21 protein-coding genes and 1 pseudogene are annotated in these 21,011 nt (G+C 60.2%); 15 read left to right on the top strand and 7 right to left on the bottom strand.

Annotated elements, in window-relative coordinates; all coding sequences use genetic code 11:
- Window positions 1–5: 5 nt before the first annotated feature.
- The 9 genes from XH96_RS11605 to XH96_RS11645 all read left to right on the top strand — a co-directional run bounded on the left by XH96_RS11605 (window position 6) and on the right by XH96_RS11645 (window position 6,811).
- A complete protein-coding gene (locus XH96_RS11605) occupies window positions 6–662 on the top strand; it encodes an amino acid ABC transporter permease (protein ID WP_194392614.1) in 657 nt (218 codons plus the stop codon).
- Between the two features lie 51 nt (window positions 663–713).
- Window positions 714–1,538 carry a transporter substrate-binding domain-containing protein gene (locus XH96_RS11610; RefSeq protein WP_194392615.1) on the top strand — a complete coding sequence of 275 codons (825 nt, stop codon included), beginning with the start codon at window positions 714–716 and terminating at the stop codon, window positions 1,536–1,538.
- 57 nt (window positions 1,539–1,595) lie between these two features.
- Window positions 1,596–2,342, top strand: coding sequence for an amino acid ABC transporter ATP-binding protein (locus XH96_RS11615; RefSeq protein ID WP_194392616.1), 747 nt, complete (start codon window positions 1,596–1,598; stop codon window positions 2,340–2,342).
- Between the two features lie 13 nt (window positions 2,343–2,355).
- Complete coding sequence (gene aroQ, locus XH96_RS11620) at window positions 2,356–2,805, top strand: type II 3-dehydroquinate dehydratase (protein ID WP_194392617.1); 450 nt, start codon at window positions 2,356–2,358, stop codon at window positions 2,803–2,805.
- A gap of 6 nt (window positions 2,806–2,811) precedes the next feature.
- On the top strand, window positions 2,812–3,846 hold the full coding sequence (locus XH96_RS11625) for a Gfo/Idh/MocA family protein (RefSeq protein WP_194392618.1): 1,035 nt from the start codon (window positions 2,812–2,814) through the stop codon (window positions 3,844–3,846).
- 36 nt (window positions 3,847–3,882) lie between these two features.
- Window positions 3,883–4,170 carry a hypothetical protein gene (locus XH96_RS11630; RefSeq protein WP_194392619.1) on the top strand — a complete coding sequence of 96 codons (288 nt, stop codon included), beginning with the start codon at window positions 3,883–3,885 and terminating at the stop codon, window positions 4,168–4,170.
- Between the two features lie 87 nt (window positions 4,171–4,257).
- Window positions 4,258–4,464, top strand: a complete 207-nt coding sequence (locus XH96_RS11635) for a hypothetical protein (RefSeq protein WP_246790056.1) — start codon at window positions 4,258–4,260, stop codon at window positions 4,462–4,464.
- Window positions 4,465–4,768: 304 nt separating this feature from the next.
- Complete coding sequence (locus XH96_RS11640) at window positions 4,769–5,926, top strand: acetylhydrolase (protein WP_246790058.1); 1,158 nt, start codon at window positions 4,769–4,771, stop codon at window positions 5,924–5,926.
- Window positions 5,927–5,932: 6 nt separating this feature from the next.
- Complete coding sequence (locus tag XH96_RS11645; RefSeq protein WP_194392622.1) at window positions 5,933–6,811, top strand: DUF3313 domain-containing protein; 879 nt, start codon at window positions 5,933–5,935, stop codon at window positions 6,809–6,811.
- 177 nt (window positions 6,812–6,988) lie between these two features.
- On the opposite strand, the gene XH96_RS11650 is transcribed toward XH96_RS11645, so the two are convergent.
- The 5 genes from XH96_RS11650 to XH96_RS11670 form a co-directional block, all read right to left on the bottom strand.
- Window positions 6,989–7,894, bottom strand: coding sequence for a GNAT family N-acetyltransferase (locus XH96_RS11650; RefSeq protein WP_210337885.1), 906 nt, complete (start codon window positions 7,892–7,894; stop codon window positions 6,989–6,991).
- Window positions 7,895–8,120: 226 nt separating this feature from the next.
- Window positions 8,121–9,551: an aminotransferase class V-fold PLP-dependent enzyme gene (locus XH96_RS11655; protein WP_194392623.1), complete on the bottom strand. Its 1,431-nt coding sequence runs from the start codon at window positions 9,549–9,551 to the stop codon at window positions 8,121–8,123.
- An 18-nt stretch (window positions 9,552–9,569) separates the two neighbouring features.
- The gene (locus XH96_RS11660; protein ID WP_194392624.1) at window positions 9,570–10,313 is read right to left on the bottom strand and encodes a hypothetical protein; all 744 of its coding nucleotides are present in this window, start codon (window positions 10,311–10,313) and stop codon (window positions 9,570–9,572) included.
- Window positions 10,314–10,675: 362 nt separating this feature from the next.
- On the bottom strand, window positions 10,676–11,131 hold the full coding sequence (locus XH96_RS11665; RefSeq protein ID WP_194392625.1) for a DUF2141 domain-containing protein: 456 nt from the start codon (window positions 11,129–11,131) through the stop codon (window positions 10,676–10,678).
- A gap of 440 nt (window positions 11,132–11,571) precedes the next feature.
- Complete coding sequence (locus XH96_RS11670; protein WP_371740163.1) at window positions 11,572–12,726, bottom strand: MFS transporter; 1,155 nt, start codon at window positions 12,724–12,726, stop codon at window positions 11,572–11,574.
- 328 nt (window positions 12,727–13,054) lie between these two features.
- Here XH96_RS11670 and XH96_RS11675 point away from each other — a divergent pair, with 328 nt between their 5' ends.
- Window positions 13,055–13,987, top strand: coding sequence for an AraC family transcriptional regulator (locus XH96_RS11675; RefSeq protein ID WP_194392627.1), 933 nt, complete (start codon window positions 13,055–13,057; stop codon window positions 13,985–13,987).
- A 128-nt stretch (window positions 13,988–14,115) separates the two neighbouring features.
- Here the strand turns inward: XH96_RS11675 and XH96_RS39105 are convergent, their stop codons facing one another.
- A complete protein-coding gene (locus XH96_RS39105; RefSeq protein WP_246790164.1) occupies window positions 14,116–14,469 on the bottom strand; it encodes a hypothetical protein in 354 nt (117 codons plus the stop codon).
- A 96-nt stretch (window positions 14,470–14,565) separates the two neighbouring features.
- Window positions 14,566–14,736, bottom strand: a pseudogene (locus XH96_RS39825) (TetR family transcriptional regulator); the annotation flags it as partial.
- Between the two features lie 368 nt (window positions 14,737–15,104).
- Between XH96_RS39825 and XH96_RS11685 the strand changes: the two are divergent.
- The 5 genes from XH96_RS11685 to XH96_RS11705 all read left to right on the top strand — a co-directional run bounded on the left by XH96_RS11685 (window position 15,105) and on the right by XH96_RS11705 (window position 20,710).
- Window positions 15,105–16,019 carry an SDR family oxidoreductase gene (locus XH96_RS11685; protein WP_194392629.1) on the top strand — a complete coding sequence of 305 codons (915 nt, stop codon included), beginning with the start codon at window positions 15,105–15,107 and terminating at the stop codon, window positions 16,017–16,019.
- A 164-nt stretch (window positions 16,020–16,183) separates the two neighbouring features.
- Complete coding sequence (locus tag XH96_RS11690) at window positions 16,184–16,864, top strand: SRPBCC family protein (protein ID WP_194392630.1); 681 nt, start codon at window positions 16,184–16,186, stop codon at window positions 16,862–16,864.
- Window positions 16,865–16,880: 16 nt separating this feature from the next.
- Window positions 16,881–17,912 (top strand): DUF3108 domain-containing protein, encoded by a 1,032-nt coding sequence (locus XH96_RS11695; protein WP_194392631.1) that lies wholly within the window; start codon window positions 16,881–16,883, stop codon window positions 17,910–17,912.
- A gap of 168 nt (window positions 17,913–18,080) precedes the next feature.
- A complete protein-coding gene (locus tag XH96_RS11700; protein ID WP_194392632.1) occupies window positions 18,081–18,524 on the top strand; it encodes a (2Fe-2S)-binding protein in 444 nt (147 codons plus the stop codon).
- A complete protein-coding gene (locus XH96_RS11705; protein WP_194392633.1) occupies window positions 18,524–20,710 on the top strand; it encodes a xanthine dehydrogenase family protein molybdopterin-binding subunit in 2,187 nt (728 codons plus the stop codon). The genes XH96_RS11700 and XH96_RS11705 overlap by 1 nt, the downstream gene beginning before the upstream one ends.
- Window positions 20,711–21,011: the final 301 nt, after the last annotated feature.

The following is a 21,011-nucleotide window of genomic DNA, read 5'->3' on the forward strand; positions in this document are numbered from 1 at the left end:
AGGTCATGACACCGCATTTTGGTCTTCCCGAGTTCGGCTTCCTGCTGCGTGGGCTGCAGTGGACGGTGCTGCTGACGCTGGTTGCGTTTGTGGGCGGCTGCACGGCGGGTCTGGCCGTCGCATTGCTGCGCACCTGCGGTCACAAAGGCGTGGAATGGATCACCCGCATTTACATCGGGATATTCCAGGGCACTCCGCTGCTGCTGCAGCTTTTCGTCGTGTACTACGGATTGGCGCTGACCGGGCTGAAGCTCGACGCCTTCGTCGCGGTGGCGATCGGCTTTACCGTGAATGCCTCCGCCTTTCTTGGTGAGATCTGGCGCGGAGCAATCCAGGCCGTGCCGCGCGGCCAGACCGAGGCGGCGATGGCGCTTGCACTGCACTATTCGTCGCGCATGCGCGACATCGTGCTGCCGCAGGCGATCCGCATCTCGCTGCCGGCAACCATCGGCTATCTCGTTCAGCTCATCAAGGGCACGTCGCTCGCCGCCATCGTCGGCTTCATCGAACTCGCTCGCGCCGGCCAAATCGTATCGAACCAGACCTTCCAGCCGTTGCTCGTCTTCGGGGTGGTCGGCGCAATGTATTTCATCCTCTGCTGGCCACTCTCGTGGTGGGGCAGCCGGATGGAAGCCAGGCTCGCCCTGGCCAGTCAGAGGTAGGAACGGCGCACCTGCTCAATCAATACAGCCATCACAAGGAGGAGGAATCTCATGTTGTTTTCACTCAGTCGTCAGCTCGGCATTGCGCTGCTGGCGCTCGGGGCAATCGCCATGGCAGACAAGTCGCAGGCGGGCACTCTGGAAGACGTGAAGAAGAAGGGCGTCGTCGTCATCGGCATTCAGGGCGACAATCCCCCTTGGGGCTATGTCGACAGCTCGGGAAAGCAGGATGGTATCGATGCCGACATGGGCCGCGCCTTCGCTGAATATCTCGGCGTGAAAGCCGAGTTCGTCCCGCTGGCGGTGGCCAATCGTATTCCGGCGCTGACCACAGGCCGGGTCGACATTCTGTTCGCAACCATGGCCATGCTGCCCGAACGTGCGAAGGCAGTGCAGTATTCCAAGCCCTACGTCGCCAACGAGATCACGCTTGTCGCTGCCCAGGCGACCCCGATCAACAGCAATGCCGACATGAGCAAGTACGTCATCGGCGTTCCCAGGTCCTCCACGCAGGATACTCAGGTGACCAACAACGCCCCGTCCGGGACCGAGATCCGCAGGTTCGACGATGACGCGGCTACGATCCAGGCGCTGCTCTCCGGCCAGGTCCAGGCGGTCGGCGCGAACTTGTTCTATCCCCAGCGCCTCAACGCCGCAAAGCCGGAACTCGGCTTCGAGCCCAAGCTTCACTTCACCGCCCTGTACAACGGAGCCTGCACGCGCCTGGGCGACAAGGAGTGGAACGAGACGGCCAACAAGTTCATCGACCAGATCAAGTCGAACGGCAAGTTGGCCGCCTTTTACGCCAAATGGATGAAGGTCCCGGTGCCAGTCTTCCCGGACTCCGTCCCCGGCGTTCCCTTCACCGTCCAGTAGCCACCGCGAGCGGCCGACGCGATCTGCGTTGGCCGCCGCCCAACGGCGGAGACCAGCATGCAGGACCAGATCCTGATCGAAATGAAGGGCGTGCAGAAGTGGTACGGCGGGTACCAAGCTCTCCGCAACGTCGATCTCACCGTGCGCAGAGGTGAAAAGATCGTGCTCTGCGGTCCGTCCGGTTCAGGCAAGTCGACGCTGATCCGCTGTATCAACCGCCTGGAGCCGATCCAGCAGGGCAGCATCGTGGTGAACGGCCATCGGCTGGAGGACAGCATCAAGGCAATCGATGTCGTACGTCAGGACGTCGGCATGGTCTTTCAGAGCTTCAACCTTTTCCCGCACATGACGGTGTTGCAGAACTGTATGCTCGCCCCCATTCGCGCGCGCCGCATCAGCAAGAGCGAGGCGGAAGCGACCGCGCGAAAATATCTCGAGCGCGTACGCATCGGTGATCAGGCCGGGAAGTATCCGGCTCAACTTTCCGGCGGTCAGCAACAGCGTGTCGCGATTGCGCGTGCGCTCTGCATGCAGCCCAAGGTGATGCTATTCGACGAACCGACCTCGGCTCTCGATCCTGAGATGGTCAAGGAGGTGCTCGATACAATGATAGGCCTTGCCAACGACGGCATGACCATGATCTGCGTCACCCACGAGATGGGCTTTGCCCGCCAGGTTGCCGACCGGGTCATCTTCATGGCCGAAGGCCAGATCATCGAAGAAGGCGCTCCCGACGCTTTCTTCCGCAATCCGCAGCATGCCCGCACCAGGCAGTTCCTTGGCGAGATCATCGCCCATCACTGAACGGAGTACTTCCATGAGCCGTCTTGTCTACGTCCTGAACGGGCCAAATCTCAACTTGCTCGGAAAACGTCAGCCCCACATCTACGGTCACGAGACGCTTGCGGATGTGGAGCGGGATTGCCGGGCGCTAGCCAAGGAGCTTGGCCTGGAGATTCGTTTCCATCAATCCAACAGAGAATACGAGCTAATCGACTGGATCCACGAGGCGCGCGAGACGGCTGCCGGCATCGTGGTGAACCCCGCGGCTTTCACCCATACATCGGTTGCCATCCTGGATGCCTTGAATACGTTCGAGGGCACAGTGATCGAGGTGCACATTTCCAACGTGCACAAGCGCGAGGAATTCCGCCACCACTCGTTTGTCTCCAAACGAGCTGATGGAGTCATCGCCGGCTTCGGCACCCAGGGCTATCTGCTCGGCCTGCGTCGTGTGGCCAAGCTGCTGGATGAGAAGAAGGGATAGCATCGTATGAGTGCACCCGTCCGCCTGTCGGTCATGGGAGCGGGTCTCATCGGCAAGCGACACGTCGAGCACATTCTCGCGCGGCCGGAGGCGATGCTGTCGTCGATCGTCGATCCGATGCCGGCGGCCCGAGAGTTGGCGGTTTCGCTGAAGGTGGACTGGTTTCCGTCCTTTCAGGACATGCTCTCCGGAAATCGGCCGCAGGGGGTGGTTGTCGCCACCCCCAACCAGATGCATGTGGCCAACGGCATGGATTGCATCGCGGCTCGCATCCCAGCGCTGATCGAGAAGCCGCTAGCAGATGACGTCCTCGCCGCACAGACCCTGGTCGAAGCCTCGGAGCGGGCGGGCGTGCCGCTGCTCACCGGCCATCATCGCCGGCATAACCCGATGATCCAACGCGCCAAGGCGCAGATCGACAGCGGCCGGCTGGGCCAGATCGTGTCGGTGCATGGCATGTTCTGGCTGATCAAGCCGGACGAATATTTCGATATGGCCTGGCGACGGGAAAAAGGGGCGGGTCCTGTTTTCCTGAATCTCGTCCACGACGTTGACCTCTTGCGCTACCTATGCGGGGATATCGTCGCGGTACAGGCTGCCCAATCCAATCGGTTGCGTAGAAATGCGGTCGAAGAGACCGCGGTGATCATCCTGCACTTCGCCTCCGGCGCCCTGGGAACGGTCAATGTCTCCGACACCATCCAGTCGCCCTGGAGTTGGGAATTCACCGCCGGGGAGAATCCGGCCTACAGTCATACGGAGGAGGCGTGTTACCAGATCGGCGGCACGAGGGGATCGCTGGCTATTCCGCAACTCGATCTCTGGCATCACCCAAGCAAGGCCAGCTGGTCGGCGCCGATCGAGCGCGAGCGGCTGAGGTACGAGAGAGAAGACCCGCTTGGTCTGCAGATCGCCAATTTCTGTGAGGTCATTCGCGGTACGGCTGCGCCTGTGGTGAGCGGGCGTGAAGGGCTGAAAACCCTCAGAGTGATCGACGCGGTCAAACGTGCGGCGGAAACCGGAGAATTCATATCGGTTTGATGCTGGAAAGCAGGGTGACTTGCCGCCCTTCGTTGGGTGAATGAAAAGCTCTATGCAGGCAAGATGCTGATGATTTTTTCTTCGAGAGTACCGACGGTGATCGCTTCGCCCATTCATGTTTACGCGACGCAGCAAGATGCGACACAAGATTTTCAGGCATCGTCTGAACAATCCTCTCAACTTGAAAGGGATTCGCGGGAGCAATCGAGCGCCAGCCTGCCGATACCCCGGGAAGAGCTCGATGTCAGCGGAGACCGCATGATCGAGAACTTTCAGCGGCCGGAGGGCACCAAGGTCGTCATCACCTGGGAACGGGTGCGCTAGAGAGCGCGTCCCCCCACTCGAATTTCCCGCGAGCCGATGCGGGAAACAGGGCGGGCTTTTCGGACGTCTTGGTGGCACGCTGTTTATGTGCCGGCGGGTACTCCCTCCTCCATCGTCGAAAAACTTGCAGGTGCCTTGCAAGCCGTGATGCAAGACAGGGACGGGCGAGCGCAGCTGGAAGAGATCGGGCTGGTGGCGCAGTATCGTCCCGCGGAGGAAGTGACTCAGCAGACGTCATCGGATATGGCGAGCTTCAGAAAGATCGCCAAGGAAAGCAACATCAGCCTGGACTGAATTGCATCGCTTTCGATCTCGGCAGTCTCGTCCGAAATGGAGGCTCGAGGCGGAGACGGAAGCTCTCCGGTCTGACGCGGCATCCGGAGTGTTAGACATGCGTCACAGACAGCCTCGAGCAGGACGAGAGATGGCGTGACCTGTCGGATGGTCACGCGCACGTTACTGAAATGCCCCGTGGCCCTGCGTCAAAATAATGCACCCGGTGTAGTTTTGTTGACACGAAGAACCCGGGCTGTTACCCAATTGGCTTCGGCACAGTGCTGTCAATGCCGGGTGCGGGGAAGTAGCAGGAGTAATGGTCATGAGAAGCTGGCTCGCTGCTATGGCATTGGCATGTGCCGTCGCGATGGCACTGCCTGAAGGCGCCAATGCGCAGAATGCTCAGGTGCAGCAGGAGCATGCGGCCTTTCGTGCGGTCGACTTCGATTGGATAGATACGTCTCGAGGTCGCGAAGTTCCTGCTCGCTTGTATTGGCCCACTGAGGCGTCGCCGGGAAAGGTGCCACTGATCATCTTCTCGCACGGCATGGGCGGTTCGCGAAACGGCTACACCTACCTCGCTGCCCGGTGGGCCGCACACGGCATTGCGAGTTTGCATGTCCAGCATATCGGGAGCGATGCCTCTCTCTGGCGTGGAAATCCCTTCGAGCTCGTGGGGCGGCTGCAAGCGGCGACCCGGGATGATGAAGCCGCGGCGCGTGTCGGAGATCTCCGTTTTGCGCTCGACCAGATGCTGTTATTTGCAACCGGTCCGTACGCGCGATTTATCGACATGCGACGCATCGCCGTAGCTGGACATTCCTATGGCGCGAACACCGCGTTGTTGACGGTCGGTGCCCGGGTCATTCGGGATGGTCGTTGGCTCGATTTCCGCGACCGACGCTTCAAGGCAGCGATCGTGATTTCAGCCCCACCTTTCTATGGTGAGAGCGACTTGTCGAGCGTGCTTGCCAACATCGCTGTGCCGACGCTTCACGTGACGGCTACACAAGACGTCATCAAAATTCCTGGCTTCTATTCGAGTGCACGCGATCGAGTCGCGATATTCGACGCGATCGCCAATCGACGTAAGCTGCTGGTCGTGTTCCGAGGCGGATCCCATAGTATATTTACGGACCGCGCCCTGACCGGGGGGCCAGGATTGAATCCGAAGGTCAAGGAAGCCACCGGAGAATTGACTCTCGCATTCCTGGACTATGCGTTCGCCGGGGATTCCAGAAGTTTGGCGCAATGGAGCTTCGACTGGCAGGATATTCTCGCGCAGCCGTCCATTCGGAACGCAATGCTGATCTCAGGCGCCTCCGCACGGGCTGATTTGCAGGATAACGTGCCCGCGACAGCGGCCGAGAAAGGCCGTGCCATGACCGGTGAGCAACAGAAGAGTTACCCTCCTCTTCGGGACGGGGGACGTCGGGCGGCGGCAGAAATCGACTGGTCGGCATCTGCATCGCGTCGCTGAAGTCCGATGCAGCGTTTCCAGCTCATAGCGGCCTTGTGTCTGCTGACCGCCGGGTGCGCGAGTGCGCCGCTGAACAGGGCGGGTTCGCTGACCAGTTATGATGGTCTGACGCCATCCGACGGTGTTCTGACGAAGTCAATCGTTCGCGTCGACAAGGAGGACGTTCTCGGCGCCAAGACCGTACGGCTGGTAGAAACTCGATTTTCGTCCAAAGCGGCCGCGGAGGTCTCCTTCTCGCCGGAGCAGCGCAGGATCATCGGCAACGCCATCGACCGTGCTCTGTGCTTCGGATTGAGCGATAGATTCCAGATTGTCGGTCCGGCGGATCAGGCCGACCTGACCGTTCAGGCCGTCATCACGCATGCGGCGGCGACGGACCCTGCGGCGGCTGGCGCATCCGGTGTCGCGCGGGTCGCGAAAACTGTACTCCTGCCTGGTGTGCCAGTACCAGTTCCGCGCATTCCGGTGGGACTTGGCAGCCTGTCGGTCGAAGGTGAGGCGAGGGACGGAAGAGGGAAGCAGAAGGCGGCTATGGTGTGGGGCCGGGGAGCGAATTCTTTCACAAGCTCTCCCCGCGTATCGGCTGATGGCGATGCATACGACCTTTCCACGGCATTTGCCGCCGACTTCAGCCGATTGTTGGTCACGGGGAGTACGCCTTTCGGAACCCTTCCAGCGCTGCCGTCGCTCGAGAGCCTGCACACGTCGCTGGGCGGTGCGCCGAAGCAATCGGCGTGCGAAGTGTTTGGAAGAGCTCCGGGACTTGCTGGATTCATCGGCCAGGGGGTTGGAGCTCCTCCAAGTTGGACCGACAAGGGCGCGGTGCCGCCATCGTCTCCGGCTGCCGCGCCACCAGTCGGCGAGCGTTCGCCGCCTGCGACATGAAGTCGGCGAAGCGCGGATCCTCGACATGTGCGATGTTGACGTGCATGCCAGGTGCCGGCGAGCGTCGGGTCTGAAGTCGATCCAGGCGCGCAACCAGTTGCCGCCTGATTCCGCACCTCAGCTGCAACCTAACCGCGGCATCGCGACGTTACCGATGCCGCGTGTCATGCACTCTGTCTATCCGGGTCGTCGCGAAAACAGCTGAAGCAATGAGTTCTGACGAAGGCCTATCCTCTCATATACCGGCTTTCCAGCCGCGGTGGCCTGGAGGCATACGCGTTCGATGCCGGTTGCTTGGATCGCCTCGTACATCGCCTTGCGCGTGACAGCCTCTCCGAAACCGCGCCGCTGGCGATCGGTGTCGGTTGCTACCAGGACCAGAAATAGGCGGCCATCCACCTCGCACACGCCCGCGCAGGCGACGGCGCTCGATCCCTCATATGCGACATAGGCGAATATCTCCTCGCGCCACAAGCGCGAACCGCGGAATGTCGCCATGGCATCCGTCTCCGACAAGCCGTATGCGCGCGCATTCAGGCTGGCATAGGCATCGAGATGCTGCGCGGTGGTGACGCGCTCAAAGCGGAGGGCGGGATGGCTCGGCTCTTCCAGTGACGACAGATCGCCAGCCATTCCCCAGCATGTGAAAGCACTCACCAGCCCGGCATCGAGAGCCAGATCGTTGATCTTGCCCCGAACATCGGGGGAGACCATCTCCTCAAAAATCCAGACACAACCTGGCTGTTCCCGACCAGCCATAAATTCCGCAGACCGCGAGAGAAGCCGCTTTAACCGCTCCGCGTGATGCACCGGGCTAGTCACGACGAGAGCATTATAAAAAGCAAACCTGGCATCGGCCCAGCGAATTGCGAGCCCGTCTTCATCAGCAACGGAACAGCCTGCGTCCGTGACCAGTTTACCCCACATTCCCGCGAGCTGGCTGACGGATTCGTATACTTCGGAATCGACGTGAAACATCTTGATAGTCTCTGCTGCAGGTTGGATGGTTTTGCTGTGGTGGATAACGGGCAGAATGTTTATCCAGTACGGATCGATCTCCCGGAGGCCGAGCGCCTCAAACATCGCGCCTCAGCGGCCAGAACCTGCCGCCGCGGCGGTCCGCGCCAGCATCGTTACGGTGCCGCGCATGAAGCGCGTGAGGTGGATGCACAGGTTCACCCGTGATGATATCAGGAAAGTACGGAGGCGACGGACACCTCTGAAGCTTTCTATGAGAGCGTTGATCCGACGATGCATCAACGCTCATTTGCTCAGAAGACGATACCATCGCCAGTCTTGCGTTGGCCATTCACGAAAATTCTGGGACGATCGCGGCAGCCGCTTCCTGGATCGTGCGCCACACCGCCTCTATGTCGCTCGCCTCGGTGGATATCGTGCCGATCGAGACGCGGACCATCCAATGCCCGGCCGCGATAGCGGGCGTGACGTAGGCTTGACCTGAGGCGTTCACCGCGTGCGCCCATGCACGCGTGAAGTCATCGAGACGATGGGAAGGCACAGACTTCGGGCGATTCACAATGCATACGGTTTGCAGAACGACGGGTGCGACGACTTCCCAACCTGGTGTTGCTTCGACTTTCGACCGAAGATCTTGGGCCAAGCTGATGTCTCGCCGCAACCGGGCCTGCAACCCGGAAACGCCCTGTTCCCGTATGGCGAACCACAGTTTCAACGCCCTGAATCTCCGTCCGAGCGGAATACCTGTGTTACGCAGATTGCGCACCTTCTCGTCGGCCTGAGATTGGAGGAAGCTCGGATCGGCAGACATCACCTGGAGAAGGTGAGGCTCGTCCCGAACGAAATAGAGCGAGCAATCAAAAGGGACGCCGAGCCATTTGTGCGCATTGATAACGACGCTGTCTGCATCCTCGACCCCTTCCCACATCCACCGAAGCTCGGGCAAGATCATCGCATTCCCGGCCATCGCAGCGTCGATGTGGAGCCACAAACCATGCCTCCGCGCTATGCCGGCGATCTCTGATACCGGATCAATGGACACGGTAGCCGTCCCGCCCACTGCCGCGACGATCGCGCATGGCGTGAACCCAGAGCGAATATCCGCAACGATTGCATCTTCGAGCGCCTCTGGCCGCATCGCAAAATTGGCGTCGATATCGACCATGCGGACATTCTCACGGCCGAGCCCCGCCAGCAGCGCCGCCTTCTCCACTGACGAATGAGCGCTTGCCGATGTGTAGATCGTCAACGGCTTGGGTTCCGCTTGCAGACCTCGGCGAACGAGCGAGAAGCTCGTCGTCTTCTCGCGGGCACATAGCAGAGCAACCAAGGTGCTTGTCGACGCAGTGTCGTTGATCACACCGAACCAGGCGGAGGACAGGCCAACCATCTGCCTGAACCAGTCGACCGTGACCTCCTCGATCTCCGTTACCGCGGGCGACGACTGCCAGGACAGGCCCAGAACCCCAAGTCCGCTGCTCACCAGGTCACCAAGGATGCCGGAGCCAAGTGAATTGGAGGGAAAGTAGCCGAAGAACCGCGGGTGTTGCCAATGCGAGATGTTGGGAAGAACCACTGAATCAAGATCAGCGACGATTTCGTCGAATCCCTCAGCTTCTGCCGGTGGGGAGGCGGGCAGCATCGCTTTGACGTCACCCGGCTGTGTCGCAGGCTGGACCGGATAGTCGGACATTTTGGCATGATAGTCCGCCAGCCAGTCGATGATCTCGTGACCTCGTCGTCGGAATTCCTCGGGCGTCATTCAGGCCTCTTTGGTTGTTCACTTCGTGGTCGGGCGGGCGTTCCAAACTATGGGAGAAGGTATCTCGGATGGCTCCGCAAGGTGCAGTGATGGGATGTGCCGGCGCGATAGCCTGAGGCGCCGAATCTGGGATACCGCAGATGTAGCCAGCGCGCGAATCCTCGCCATCGTCCCGGTCCGAAGCACGCTGAATGCGGGAAACAAGGCGAACAGCAAAGTAAGACCGATCCACCTCATCAGTCGCCCCGAGAGGAACGCTTGTATCGTGGGTGTCACCTCTTCTTGCAGGAAATCCACCGTTGTCACCAATATCGCCTTCGCGCCGGGGCAAACGAGGCTGCCTGAAACGATGCCGGCCAGATCGAAATAGGGATGGAATGAGATCACATACAGGAGAGCAGCGATCCCGACATTCGTGAGAATTGGAGATCGGAGTGCCTTCACAACGCGTGCGGCGAAGCCAAAGGAAATTGGAGCAGCGTGGGTTTCTTCGTGTTTCGCGGGATCGGCGGGCTGAATGGGCTTCAACGCCGACAGGTAGGAGCCACGGGGTCGGTCGCGCCGTCCGCGCGTTCGGCGTTGAGCAATCGTTCCACGCCCTATGGGCGCTTCGATCGGCCACACGCGCGGACGCGGCCGAAGGTGATCGGGGTCACCGCTATGGCTTGCGGACGCGCCGCCGGCAAATGGCCGCTCAGCATCTCGCTCCCGCTCTCGTTGCGGAACAGCGATATCCGTCCCATCCGGCGTGTCATATGTCATTTGATGACTCCTTGTTCGTCCCCGCGGACGACGGTCTGGATGCCTCAAGGGCGGTCATTTCAGAAGTCTCGCACCAAGCGTGACTTATTTCGCACTTGGTGTAATATTATTTGGGCGATTTCGTGGCCCGGTCCATGAGGACGCGCGTCCGCCAGCGGCATCTCCTGTGAGACCTCGCTTGGCCCGCAAGGCAAGACGTCCCGTGCGCAAATTTGCGCAACGATGGTTTTGATATGGAGGAGGCAGTTGGACGAAGTCGTGTTCGTTCGTATTGGGGGGGCCGGCGAATGAAGCCGGCCCGGTATCGTGCCCGCAACCCGAAGCGCTTTGGGCTGCCGCTTATCAGGCTGTCGATTTGGGCTTCACGGATACTGTGCTTCGATTTCGATCGACTTCACGTCGGGGATCTCGACTTTTCCCTTTTCGAAGGTGGGTCTGTTTGTCAGACTCATCTTTGGATTATTCGCTATACCTATTCCCGATGTCGGGATTCCCAGCAGGTTCGTTTCAGGTTTGCCCGTTCGTTTCGGATCGTGAAACATCGAGACTGCGTACTGTCCTGCGGGCAGATTGGGGAAGGACACTCGTGCACCGGACGCTGGCGCGGTAACCTTCTTGAACGGACGCCCTTCGGCGCATCTGGGAAAGCCTTCGTCCGTCGAACGCCAAAGGCAGACGACGATGTCCCCCTCGGTACTCTTCAACCTTGTCACGGTCACATCGAGCGCGGCCGCGACGGGCACAAGCCCGAAGAGCGCGGCAGCAGTCAAAGCGAGACGAATGGTAGAGCGACGCCAGCCCGATGAAGGAAGCTGCATCCGATTTGTTCTCCTCATGACTCTTTCTTTCACGGTATTATTGCTGATGGCGGGTGGACTGTTTGCGAGCATTGGTCACTCGAGAGTGCCGCAATTCCCCTTACGTGATGGCTGCATGCTGCCGGAAGCCGTCTTCCGAGCGATCACGACGATTGAGTATTGAGCGGTAATGCGAACGCGGAAAATGCCTGAACTTGCATTTTTCTTGCCTATTCCTGCAAAGGGCAAAGGTGGATTTCCGCCCGCGTTGGCGTGCGAAATTTGTCGCGTCGAAAGGTACCTTCGAGCGGCGTCGAAGAATGCCGGTCGTAGTGTACGATCGCACCTTATCGATCACGGATGTCTTGAGGCGGTCGAGGTACGAGCCAGAGCAAAGGAGATTGCAGGTCGGCGCGCAGCTGTCGGGTTCGATCAGAGTCGTCGCCGGGGCAGATAGGCGCTCACCACGATCGCCGAAGTGAAGCAGCGATCCGCCGATTTGCAATCAACAGGACGATGCCAGTGACGGCGCTGGCGACCGGGACAGTCAGCATTCCAATCGCGAGCCCGTTAGGCATCTGGGCCCTTGTCGCGGCGTCGCTGATCAAGCCGACGATCAGCGGCCCAATTGCCGGGCCGAAAAGGCCCGAGCCGATCATAACGAGGCTGCTGGCCATCGCCTCTTTGCCTTTTCCGGCCACCAGATGTGCTGCTCCAAACCCCCAAGGCAGCAGAAATGCGAAGGACAACATGCTCGGCACCAGCAGCAATATCGAGAGCCAACCGATTGACGCAAACAGGGCTGCAGCTGTCGTCGTGCTGGCGACAAGAAAGAGGATCGCGGGAGGCCCAAGTAGCTTTCCGCTACCGGAGCGCACGGCGCGATCGAACCAGCGCCCGCCTATGAGCGTACCGAGAATGCCCATCAGACCTTGGAGAAGCCCGAATGCCAGCCCTGCCTCGCTGGCGCTATATCCGTGAGTGCGAATGAGAAAGGGGGCTGCAAAAGCGTAGAACGGGGCTGCCGCGAAACTGCCGATGATTGCACCAACGAACAACCAGCGAAAGTTTGCGGACGAAAGAAGCCGGTAGCTCGCTCGGAAGAAGGGTTCGCTTCTTGTAACTCTGGTCCTGATTGGCGGAGTCGGACTGATGATTGCGAGCGCCAGAAGGCCGATTGCTGCTCCCGCGACGCCTGCGCCAATCAGCGCCGCGCGCCAACCGAGTGCATCGCTGACGGCACCGCCGCCGGCGAATCCGACCATGGTGCCGAGAGGTAGACCCAGGGCGAAGAGGGCAATCGCGAGGCCGCGGTGTTCGGGGTTGATCTTCCGGGCGATGATCGCGTGTCCCGCCGGGGTGGCGCCGGCCTCACCGAACGCAACTCCGAAGCGTGTGAATGCCAGGAACAGGAAGCTGGCGGCGAAGCCGCCAAGCGCCGTCATCGTACTCCAAAGCAGGGTGCACAAAGCGATCACCAACCGGGGTGATCCCCTATCAGACGCTCTGGCGAGCGGCAAGGAAAGGAGCGTGTAGCAAACAGCGAAAGCAGCCCCGGTCAGTAAACCGACCCCGGTGTCGCCGAGCGCTAGATCAGCCTTTATCGCTTCTGCCATGACGAACGGCAGTATCCGATCGATCTGAGAAATCAGGCTGACAAGAAACAATGCAGTCAGCGTTACGGCAACGCGCCATCCCTGGATGTACTCGCGGCCGTCATCTTCAGAGACAATTGACAAGAGGCCTGGCCCTTAGGTTGAAAGCGTGACGCCGTTCGTCACGCCAGCGGGATGTTTCTGTTTTGCTGGATGTTGTTCGGCATAAAGAGGCGGCCGATTGCCAATGCCCGCTACGTAGATATATTTGGCTAGTCCAACAAGGGACCATACGTTTGCTGTCGGGGGCCAAGTGTCGCACGGGCCGCACGACCGATCGGAGGCTCGCGTGTCGTCGTCGCTGCTTAGAGCTGTCACTTCTTATATCGAGGCTCAGGGTGGCGGCCAGGGTTTGTTCCCGACACAGATCAGCTCTGTCAACATCATGCGATCGTTCGACCGGAGACCGCCGATGCGGCAGATCTACCGGCCGTCGATCTGCGTCGTGATACAAGGCTCGAAACAAATCCTCTTCGGAGAGGAGACGCTCCACTATGGCGCGATGGAGTGCCTTGCCGTCGGGATGGAGCTGCCGGCCACTGGACGCATCGTCGAAGCAGGTCCGGACTCTCCGTATATAGGCGTTACGATAGAATTCGATTTGGCGATAATGCGTGACGTGCTGGAGAATCTGGAGACGCCCCCAACGCTTCCGCCCGATTCAGGTCGGTGCGTGTTCGTGAGCAAGGTTGATGGACCTCTGGCCGACTGCATCCTCCGTGTTATCCGGATGAACGAAGCACCGCAGGCGATACCGATCCTCTACCCTTCAATCATGCGAGAGATTTGCTATTGGCTTCTGAGTAGCCCGCATGGCGGAAAACTATGTAGGTTGGTATTGCCCGAAACGAACGCGGCGCGAGTCTCAAGGGCGATCCATCTCATACGTACCGACCTTGCCAGGATGTTGCGTGTCGAGCAGCTGGCCGAAGCGGCACGAATGAGCCTTTCGTCATTCCATCAACATTTTAAGGCTCTAACGTCTATGACGCCGCTTCAATTCCAGAAGCAATTGCGTCTTATCGAGGCGCGGCGGCTCATGGTGACAGAGAATGCAAGCGTGACGGAGGCTGCGTACCAGGTCGGCTACGAAAGCGCATCTCAGTTCAGCCGGGAGTATTCTCGCATGTTCGGAGTTCCTCCCAAGCGGGACGCCATGAACAAGCAGCGGCTATATAGCCAATACATCAACCGAAAAGCACAAAACGCATACAGCAGCTAGGGCATCTTGTCGTGCGCCGGAAAGTTGAGGCGGGCAGGTTCGTCGCACATCGACTGGTACTCAAGACGTCGACTGGTACTCCATCAGAGGGCGCCGCGGGCGCAGCCTCTTACGGGCCGCTCCTCGGTTCAAAGGATGCCCCGCAAATTAGCGAAGGATTCGCGGAGATAGGCTGCCGGCGGCCGCCTGCCGTTGTCGTTGCTCCAGGATTCGATCGCCAGTCGAAGCGCTCCGACGGCGACCATGGCGACGTATCGAAGAGATTTCCGCCGCTTGGCCTGCGGCCATTTTACGCAAAGGGCTTCGAATATCGCCTGTTCCTGAGCGATATACTTCGCGTGACTCGCGGAAATCAGCGCCGGGCTCGAGCGGATGACCCGATCGAGGGCAAGGCTCTGCTCCGAATTGTAGTTGCCGGTCAGTTTCAGCAAAGCGTTCTTGACGGTGTCGATTGGTGATTGATCGGACGGCTCGGCGATCACGGCAGCTCTAATGAGCTGCGTGAAATGGCTTTGCCACGCAAGGAGAATTTCCTCCTTGGACTTGAAATAATAGAAGAAGGTCCGCCGAGAAATGCCTGCCGCCTCGGCGATCGCCTCGAGGGTCGTCTCTTCGTAGCCATTCGTCATGAACAGCTTGAGGCCCGCTTCCGCGATCCGAGCCAGCGTCTCGCGCCGCTTGCGCTCGCGAAGACCCTCCTCCGCAACTTTGTCGTCCGCTACTACTTTTGCCGGCAAGGAAGGCCCCATCCAAAAAATCGCACCCAGTGCAATATACTACACGCTGCGCAAACAATGTGCAAGGAAAAAGCGATTTGCCTGCCGTGACTTAGGCTGTCTTGCGATGCGATCGCGGTGCTCGGCTGGTGGCTGCGTCCGCGGCCAGGGGTCGCACAGTCGGTGCCCGCTACAGCCTTGCAATATCGCACTTCGTGCAATAAAAAATACACTTGATGTAAGTTTTTCGAGGGGCCGCTGCGCTGTTCGCCGGCTGGTCTTCGTTAGAATGCCGCGGTGTCATACATGTTCGCAGATTTCTTCCCAGTCAGGCTCTTGTAAAATTACACTGAGTGCAATATTTGTCTTGCGTCCTAGTGTAGTGGACTGCGGAGAAGGCCATGCCGGAATGGACCATCAAGGATATTCCTTCTCAATTGGGGCGATTAGCCGTCGTCACGGGAACTGGTGGGATCGGCTTTGAAGACGCGTTGGCGTTGGCCCGGGCCCGCTGTGAAATCATCATCGCGGGCCGTAGCCTGGAGAAGGGGGCGAGCGCCATTGCACGGATCCGCACGGCGTTTCCCGACGCCAAGGTGCGCTTTGAAGAGCTCGACCTCGCAAGTCTGAGGTCGGTGAAGGACTTCGGCGCCCGGATGCGAGCCCAACGGTCGAGCCTCGATATGCTCATCAACAACGCCGCCGTAATGGCTCCGCCGCTGCGAAAGATGACGAGCGATGGCTTCGAGCTGCAGCTGGCGACCAACTATCTTGGCCACTTTGCGCTCACGGCGCAGCTCCTTCCGCTTTTGCGCAACGGCAAGGAGCCACGCGTCGTCAACGTTTCGAGCCTCGCCGCCCGGAGCGGCGTAATCGACTTCGATGATCTTCAGGCGGAGCGCGAATACAGGCCCATGCGGGTTTACAGTCAATCAAAGCTCGCGTGCCTCATGTTCGCGCTCGAGCTTCAGACGAGAAGCGATGTTTCCGGATGGGGAATCAGGAGCATCGCCGCGCATCCCGGCATCGCCCGCACCGAGCTGATTCCAAACGGCGCCGGGCCTCGCAGTTTGCAGCGCCTCACTCGGTCCTTCCTCTGGTTCCTGTTTCAACCGCCAGCTCAAGGGGCGCTGCCGACGCTGTTCGCGGCGACGTCTCCGCTTGCCGAACCTGGAGGCTATTACGGGCCGGACAGACTGGGCGAGACCCGCGGCGTACCGGCCGCCGCTCGAGTACCCCGGCAAGCAAAAGACGCGGCCGCGTCCGCGCGACTCTGGGAGGTTTCCGAAAAGCTCACCGGCGTTCGTGTTTCATGAGCTGTTCGACGATCAAGCGTAACGGAAGAGCGGTCTGTAACGCTGGCGCTCTCCCCGTTGACGATGACCGCGTCTTCCGCAGCGGAACGCAAGCCGGCCACGGCCCTATTGAACCTCTGACAGGCAGAATGCTCTTGGCAGACTCTCGGCGGGCCCGCCCGGACATGGTGAAAGGGCTCTATGCGATGGTCAGACGGAGCGCTTTCTCGATTTGCGCCGTCGTCTCGCTCGTTCTGAGCGGGTGCGGCACACCCTTGGTCGGCGCCGATCCGGTACCTTCTACGTCCAGCCTCGACCACGCACGTGATGTCGCTCGGCCCGAGCTGGAGCGCAGTGCGGATTTCGAGAAGATCAGCGTCGAGACCGAGATCCAGGCACCTTTGGCTTCCGTAACGACCTGGTTCGCTGACCGCGGCGCTGCCGCATTCGGCTCGTTTCTTACGGGAACGGACAGTGTGCCGGGCGTCGTGAGCACAGAGTCGCTGAGCGGAGCCTGGGGCAAGCCAGGCGACCGTCGGCGCGTCGTATTCTCGGACAACAACACCGCGCTGGAAGAGATTACGGATCGCAAACCACAGCTTCTACAATACCAGATATGGAATCTCACCAACCGTACCGGACGCTACATCAGGTATGCGGTGAGCGAGCTGGAGTTCATGGATAATGGCCAGGCGACCCGCGTGCGCTGGACTTATTCGTTCCGGCCCAAGATCTGGCCGGACGGGTATCTCATCCGGCCCTACGTCCAGAACGACTTTCGGAAGTTCATGGAGGTCGGCCTGCAAGCAATGCGAGACAAGGCCGTGGCGGACCTTGCTCCAAAACGCAGCGCGCGGTCGTCCTGAATAGGAGTAGGCGAGCTTGAGCATCGAGCAGGAAAGTATCCATCCAAGAGTCATTCCCATGGCGATCGTGTACGCACGCCCTTCACCTGCCTTCGTAACCTCGCGCAACGGCAGTAGGCCTGGCTCTCGGTCGGAAATGGCTGCTCGGGCTCATGCCGCTATGGGCAAGGTGTCGAGTACCGCGCTTCGGGCGAAGCGTACGAGTAGCCGTCTGACCTCCAGGGTAGGACGTGCAGCGCTCGTCTTCGGGATGTGGCTGGTCGCGTTCGGTGCCCCAAGCGCGAGCGCCGCCGAAGGCGACGTGCGTGCTTCCTATGCCGTATCGTTCGCCGGGGTGCCGTTGGCTAACGTGACTTTGCATGTGGCGCTCCGCGGCAGTACCTACGCTGCGCAAGTCGACTATCAGGTCTCCGGAGCGATGCGGCTCTTGAGCAATTCTGCAGGTATCGCGTCCTCTAACGGCACTCACAACGCAGGGCACTTCGTCCCGACCGAGTTCGATCTCGATCATCGAAGCGGTTCACGTCGGCAGAAAGTGAAGCTCGGCATGACCGACGGCGTCGTCAAGACCATGGTGGTCGATCCGCCACTGGCCCTGGATTCGAATCAAACTGCGATTGAACCGAAGCATCTCGTGGCAATCGTCGATCCCTTGAGCGCGTTCCTCATGGGAGCCGCCAAGATCGAAGGAAGAGCACAGGGGGGAGTATGCGATCGGGCGTTATCGATCTTTGACGGTCTGAGACGATATGACGTCAAGCTCGAGCACCAAGGGACAGGGACGACCGTACAAAAAGGTCTTGGCGGAAGCACGACCATCTGCCGAGCAGTCTTCAAGCCTGTGGCCGGGGGGATTGGCGAAGGAGACAGGGCGCGAAGTTCGTCTCCGAACTCCAACGTCGATCAGATCACGATAACATTCGGCCGAACCAGCACGATGGATCTCTACATTCCGGTCTCCATCCAGGCGCAGACGCGGCTGGGTGCCGTAAGCGTTCTCTTGACGGCATTCAGCGCCGACTCTGCAAGGTCTGCCGATTCTCGGTGAAGCGGCGGGGTCTGGAAGCCGAGTTCTCGTCACTTCCGCACAAGCTCTGCTCGGCGGAGCTCCGGTATGACGTCGGGCCGGCGTCAATGCGAAATCATTCCCTGGAGGCCTTGAAAACTACACTGAGTGCGATATATTTTCGCATGAAGTGCAATTAAGGGATCGTCGATGAAGCTTAACGTCAATGGCGAGGATCGGGATTTCGATGGCGATCCGAACATGCCGCTCCTCTGGGTTCTTAGAGACCATCTGAATTTGAGCGGCACGAAGTTCGGCTGCGGAATCGCTCAATGCGGGGCGTGCACCGTACACTTGGACGGCAAAGCCGCGCGTTCGTGCTCCGTGCTTGCGGCTGAGGCGCAAGGCATGAAGATCACGACGATCGAAGGCGTAAACGCTGGACATCGATTGCTCGTCGCCTGGGTCAAGCACGACGTTCCGCAATGCGGCTATTGTCAGTCTGGGCAGATCATGCAAGCGGCGGCGCTTCTCGATGAAAAGCCGAAGCCTACGGATGCCGACATCGATGCTGCCATGAGCGGCAACATATGCCGTTGTGGGACCTACCGGCGCATCAAAGCGGCAATCAAAGACGCCGCGGGAGTGGCGTGATGTCGGAGCGGAAGTTCGGAGAGGGAGCGCAACCGTCGCCGGTCCTCACCCGCCGTCGCCTGGTCCTGGGTGGCAGCTTGCTGGGCGGAGCTTTGGTAGTCGGCTATGCGGCGACGAACTTTGGGGCCATCGCCGCCGGCGCGCTGAGTGTTGGTGCTGCAGATGCGAATCCGGGCGTGTTCGGGCCGTTCATAAAGATCGACGAGGCTGGCTGGGTTACAGTCGTCAACCGATACCAGGAGATGGGCCAAGGTACCCATGCTGGCTTGGCCGCAATCGTCGCTGAGGAATTGGACGCCGATTGGGAGATGGTGAGATTTGAGAGCGCTCCCGCCAACGCTGCCGTATATCGGGACGTGACGATGGGGATTCAGGGCACCGGCGCCTCGCATGCGATCGCGGGCTCTTGGGACCAGCTTCGCCAGGCCGGCGCTGCAGCGCGGACGATGTTCGTCCAGGCAGCTGCTCGGAAATGGAGTCTGCCAATCGACTCGATCGGCGTGCGGAACGGCGTCGTGTATCACGTGGCTTCCCAGCGTAGCGCGACGTTCGTCGATCTGCTTGCTGACGCGGCGAAGGTCGCGCCACCCGAGTATCCCAAGCTCAAGGATCCGAAGGACTACAAGCTGATCGGCACGGAGATCGTGCGCCGCAAGGATAGTCAATCCAAGAGCAATGGCACCGAGCTGTATACGCAGGATGTCCGGCTTCCGGGCATGCTCGTGGCGATGGTCGCCCATCCCTCTCATTTCGGCGGCAAGCTCGGCAGCTTCGACATAAGCGCGGCGCGAAAGGTGCCTGGCGTCGTGGACGTTTTCGAGATCGCGAGCGGCGTTGCCGTAGTTGCCAAGGATACATGGTCCGCCCGTCTCGGGCGCGACGCACTCAAGATCAGTTGGGACGATGCAAAGGCCGAGACACGATCCTCCGATGAGCTGCAAGCGCTCTATCGTGAAATCGCGAAAGGAAAGACCGATGTAACCGGGTCGGCGTTCCAGACGAAAGGCAAGGTCGACGATGCGTTCGACGGGGAGCTGTTCGAAGCGTCGTTCGATTTTCCCTACCTCGCAAATGCTCCCATGGAGCCGATGAACTGCGTTGCTTCGGTTGACGGACGCCGGGTGAAGCTTACTTTCGCCGCGCAGATCCAGACGGTGGACCAGATAAACTGCGCCTTGGCTGCGATCACGCTTCCCGGCATGGTGGAGATCGAGACGTTGCCGGCGGGTGGATCATTTGGACGTCGCGGCACGTTGACGTCCGACTACATTGTCGAATGCGTCAACATCGCCCGTCACGTCGGCGGCGGTCGGCCTGTCAAGCTCGTCTGGACGCGCGAAGACGATATGAGCAGCGGATACTACCGGCCGATGGCCCATCACAAGGTTTCCATCAAATGCGACGAAGATGGGCTGCCGACCGCCTGGCGCCACAACATCGTGTCGCAGGCAATCGTTCCTTTCGGCGCTAACGATCTGCCCACACACGGTGTGAAGAATTCACCCTATCTGTCTGTGGCCAGCGTGGTGGACGCCAGGATTTTCACCCCGAAGCTCGCTGTGCCCCCTGGCCTATGGCGATCCGTCGGAAATTCGCAGTCGGCGATGGTCATGGAACACACGGTCGATCTACTGGCGCGACGCGCGAAGCGGGATCCGGCCGAGTATCGCCGCGCTATCTTTACGAAAGTAGGTGATGTCCGCAAGCTGGCCGTCCTGGATCTTGTCTGCAAGAAGGCAGGGTGGGGCAGTCCATTGGACGCTGGATGGGCGCGGGGGCTCGCCATCCACGAATGCTTTGGCACGGTCGTGGCCCAGGTTGCCGAAGTCTCGGTGCAGGGAGGAAATCTCAGGGTACGCCGGGTGGTGTGTGCGGTCGATTGCGGCATCGCAATCGCGCCAAATCAGATCGCCGCACAGATCGAGGGTGGAGTTTGCTTCGGACTTGGTGCGGCTCTTTATGGACGAATTACGCTTGATCATGGCATTCCGCAAGAAACGAACTTCGACGCTTACAGGGTTCTCCGTATGGACGAAGCGCCCGCTGTAGAAACCCATATCGTGCCATCGAAGAAAACTCCCACGGGCATAGGCGAGCCGGGTGTCCCGCCGATCGCTCCCGCCGTAGCGAATGCTCTTTTGAGTCTGACCGGGCGACCGACCAGCAGTCTCCCGTTCGTCATATGATCTGGCGCGGCAGCTTTGGAGGCCCCTGATGCGATGGATCGCCGTCTTCGACTTCGGCATTCGTCTGACCCTCGTGGCCGCTTTGCTCGCGGTCGGCGCGGTCTTCGTTTACTGAACCGTTCTTCGCCTTCGCGACGTGCCGGGTATGGCCTGGTGTCGCGAGCGCGGTATCGACCGGTCCCGTTCTGCCCCCAACGACGGTGACGAGGATTTCTCGCGAACGCTGATCAACCCACGCCCCGCTGCCGCAATGTGGCACTTCGCCTCTAACCCCGCGCCGCGCGCTGTCCCGTGACGGACG

This window comes from Bradyrhizobium sp. CCBAU 51765 (assembly GCF_015291725.1).
GTDB lineage: Bacteria > Pseudomonadota > Alphaproteobacteria > Rhizobiales > Xanthobacteraceae > Bradyrhizobium > Bradyrhizobium liaoningense.

Coding starts and splice junctions, on each gene's coding strand:
- XH96_RS11605 (WP_194392614.1), top strand. CDS start 6: ATGACACCGCATTTTGGTCTTCCCGAGTTCGGCTTCCTGCTGCGTGGG.
- XH96_RS11685 (WP_194392629.1), top strand. CDS start 15,105: ATGCCGGAATGGACCATCAAGGATATTCCTTCTCAATTGGGGCGATTA.
- aroQ (WP_194392617.1), top strand. CDS start 2,356: ATGAGCCGTCTTGTCTACGTCCTGAACGGGCCAAATCTCAACTTGCTC.
- XH96_RS11670 (WP_371740163.1), bottom strand. CDS start 12,726: ATGGCAGAAGCGATAAAGGCTGATCTAGCGCTCGGCGACACCGGGGTC.
- XH96_RS11625 (WP_194392618.1), top strand. CDS start 2,812: ATGAGTGCACCCGTCCGCCTGTCGGTCATGGGAGCGGGTCTCATCGGC.
- XH96_RS11615 (WP_194392616.1), top strand. CDS start 1,596: ATGCAGGACCAGATCCTGATCGAAATGAAGGGCGTGCAGAAGTGGTAC.
- XH96_RS11640 (WP_246790058.1), top strand. CDS start 4,769: ATGAGAAGCTGGCTCGCTGCTATGGCATTGGCATGTGCCGTCGCGATG.
- XH96_RS11610 (WP_194392615.1), top strand. CDS start 714: ATGTTGTTTTCACTCAGTCGTCAGCTCGGCATTGCGCTGCTGGCGCTC.
- XH96_RS11700 (WP_194392632.1), top strand. CDS start 18,081: ATGAAGCTTAACGTCAATGGCGAGGATCGGGATTTCGATGGCGATCCG.
- XH96_RS11650 (WP_210337885.1), bottom strand. CDS start 7,894: ATGTTTGAGGCGCTCGGCCTCCGGGAGATCGATCCGTACTGGATAAAC.
- XH96_RS11705 (WP_194392633.1), top strand. CDS start 18,524: ATGTCGGAGCGGAAGTTCGGAGAGGGAGCGCAACCGTCGCCGGTCCTC.
- XH96_RS11660 (WP_194392624.1), bottom strand. CDS start 10,313: ATGACATATGACACGCCGGATGGGACGGATATCGCTGTTCCGCAACGA.
- XH96_RS11665 (WP_194392625.1), bottom strand. CDS start 11,131: ATGCAGCTTCCTTCATCGGGCTGGCGTCGCTCTACCATTCGTCTCGCT.
- XH96_RS11655 (WP_194392623.1), bottom strand. CDS start 9,551: ATGACGCCCGAGGAATTCCGACGACGAGGTCACGAGATCATCGACTGG.
- XH96_RS11645 (WP_194392622.1), top strand. CDS start 5,933: ATGCAGCGTTTCCAGCTCATAGCGGCCTTGTGTCTGCTGACCGCCGGG.
- XH96_RS11690 (WP_194392630.1), top strand. CDS start 16,184: ATGGTGAAAGGGCTCTATGCGATGGTCAGACGGAGCGCTTTCTCGATT.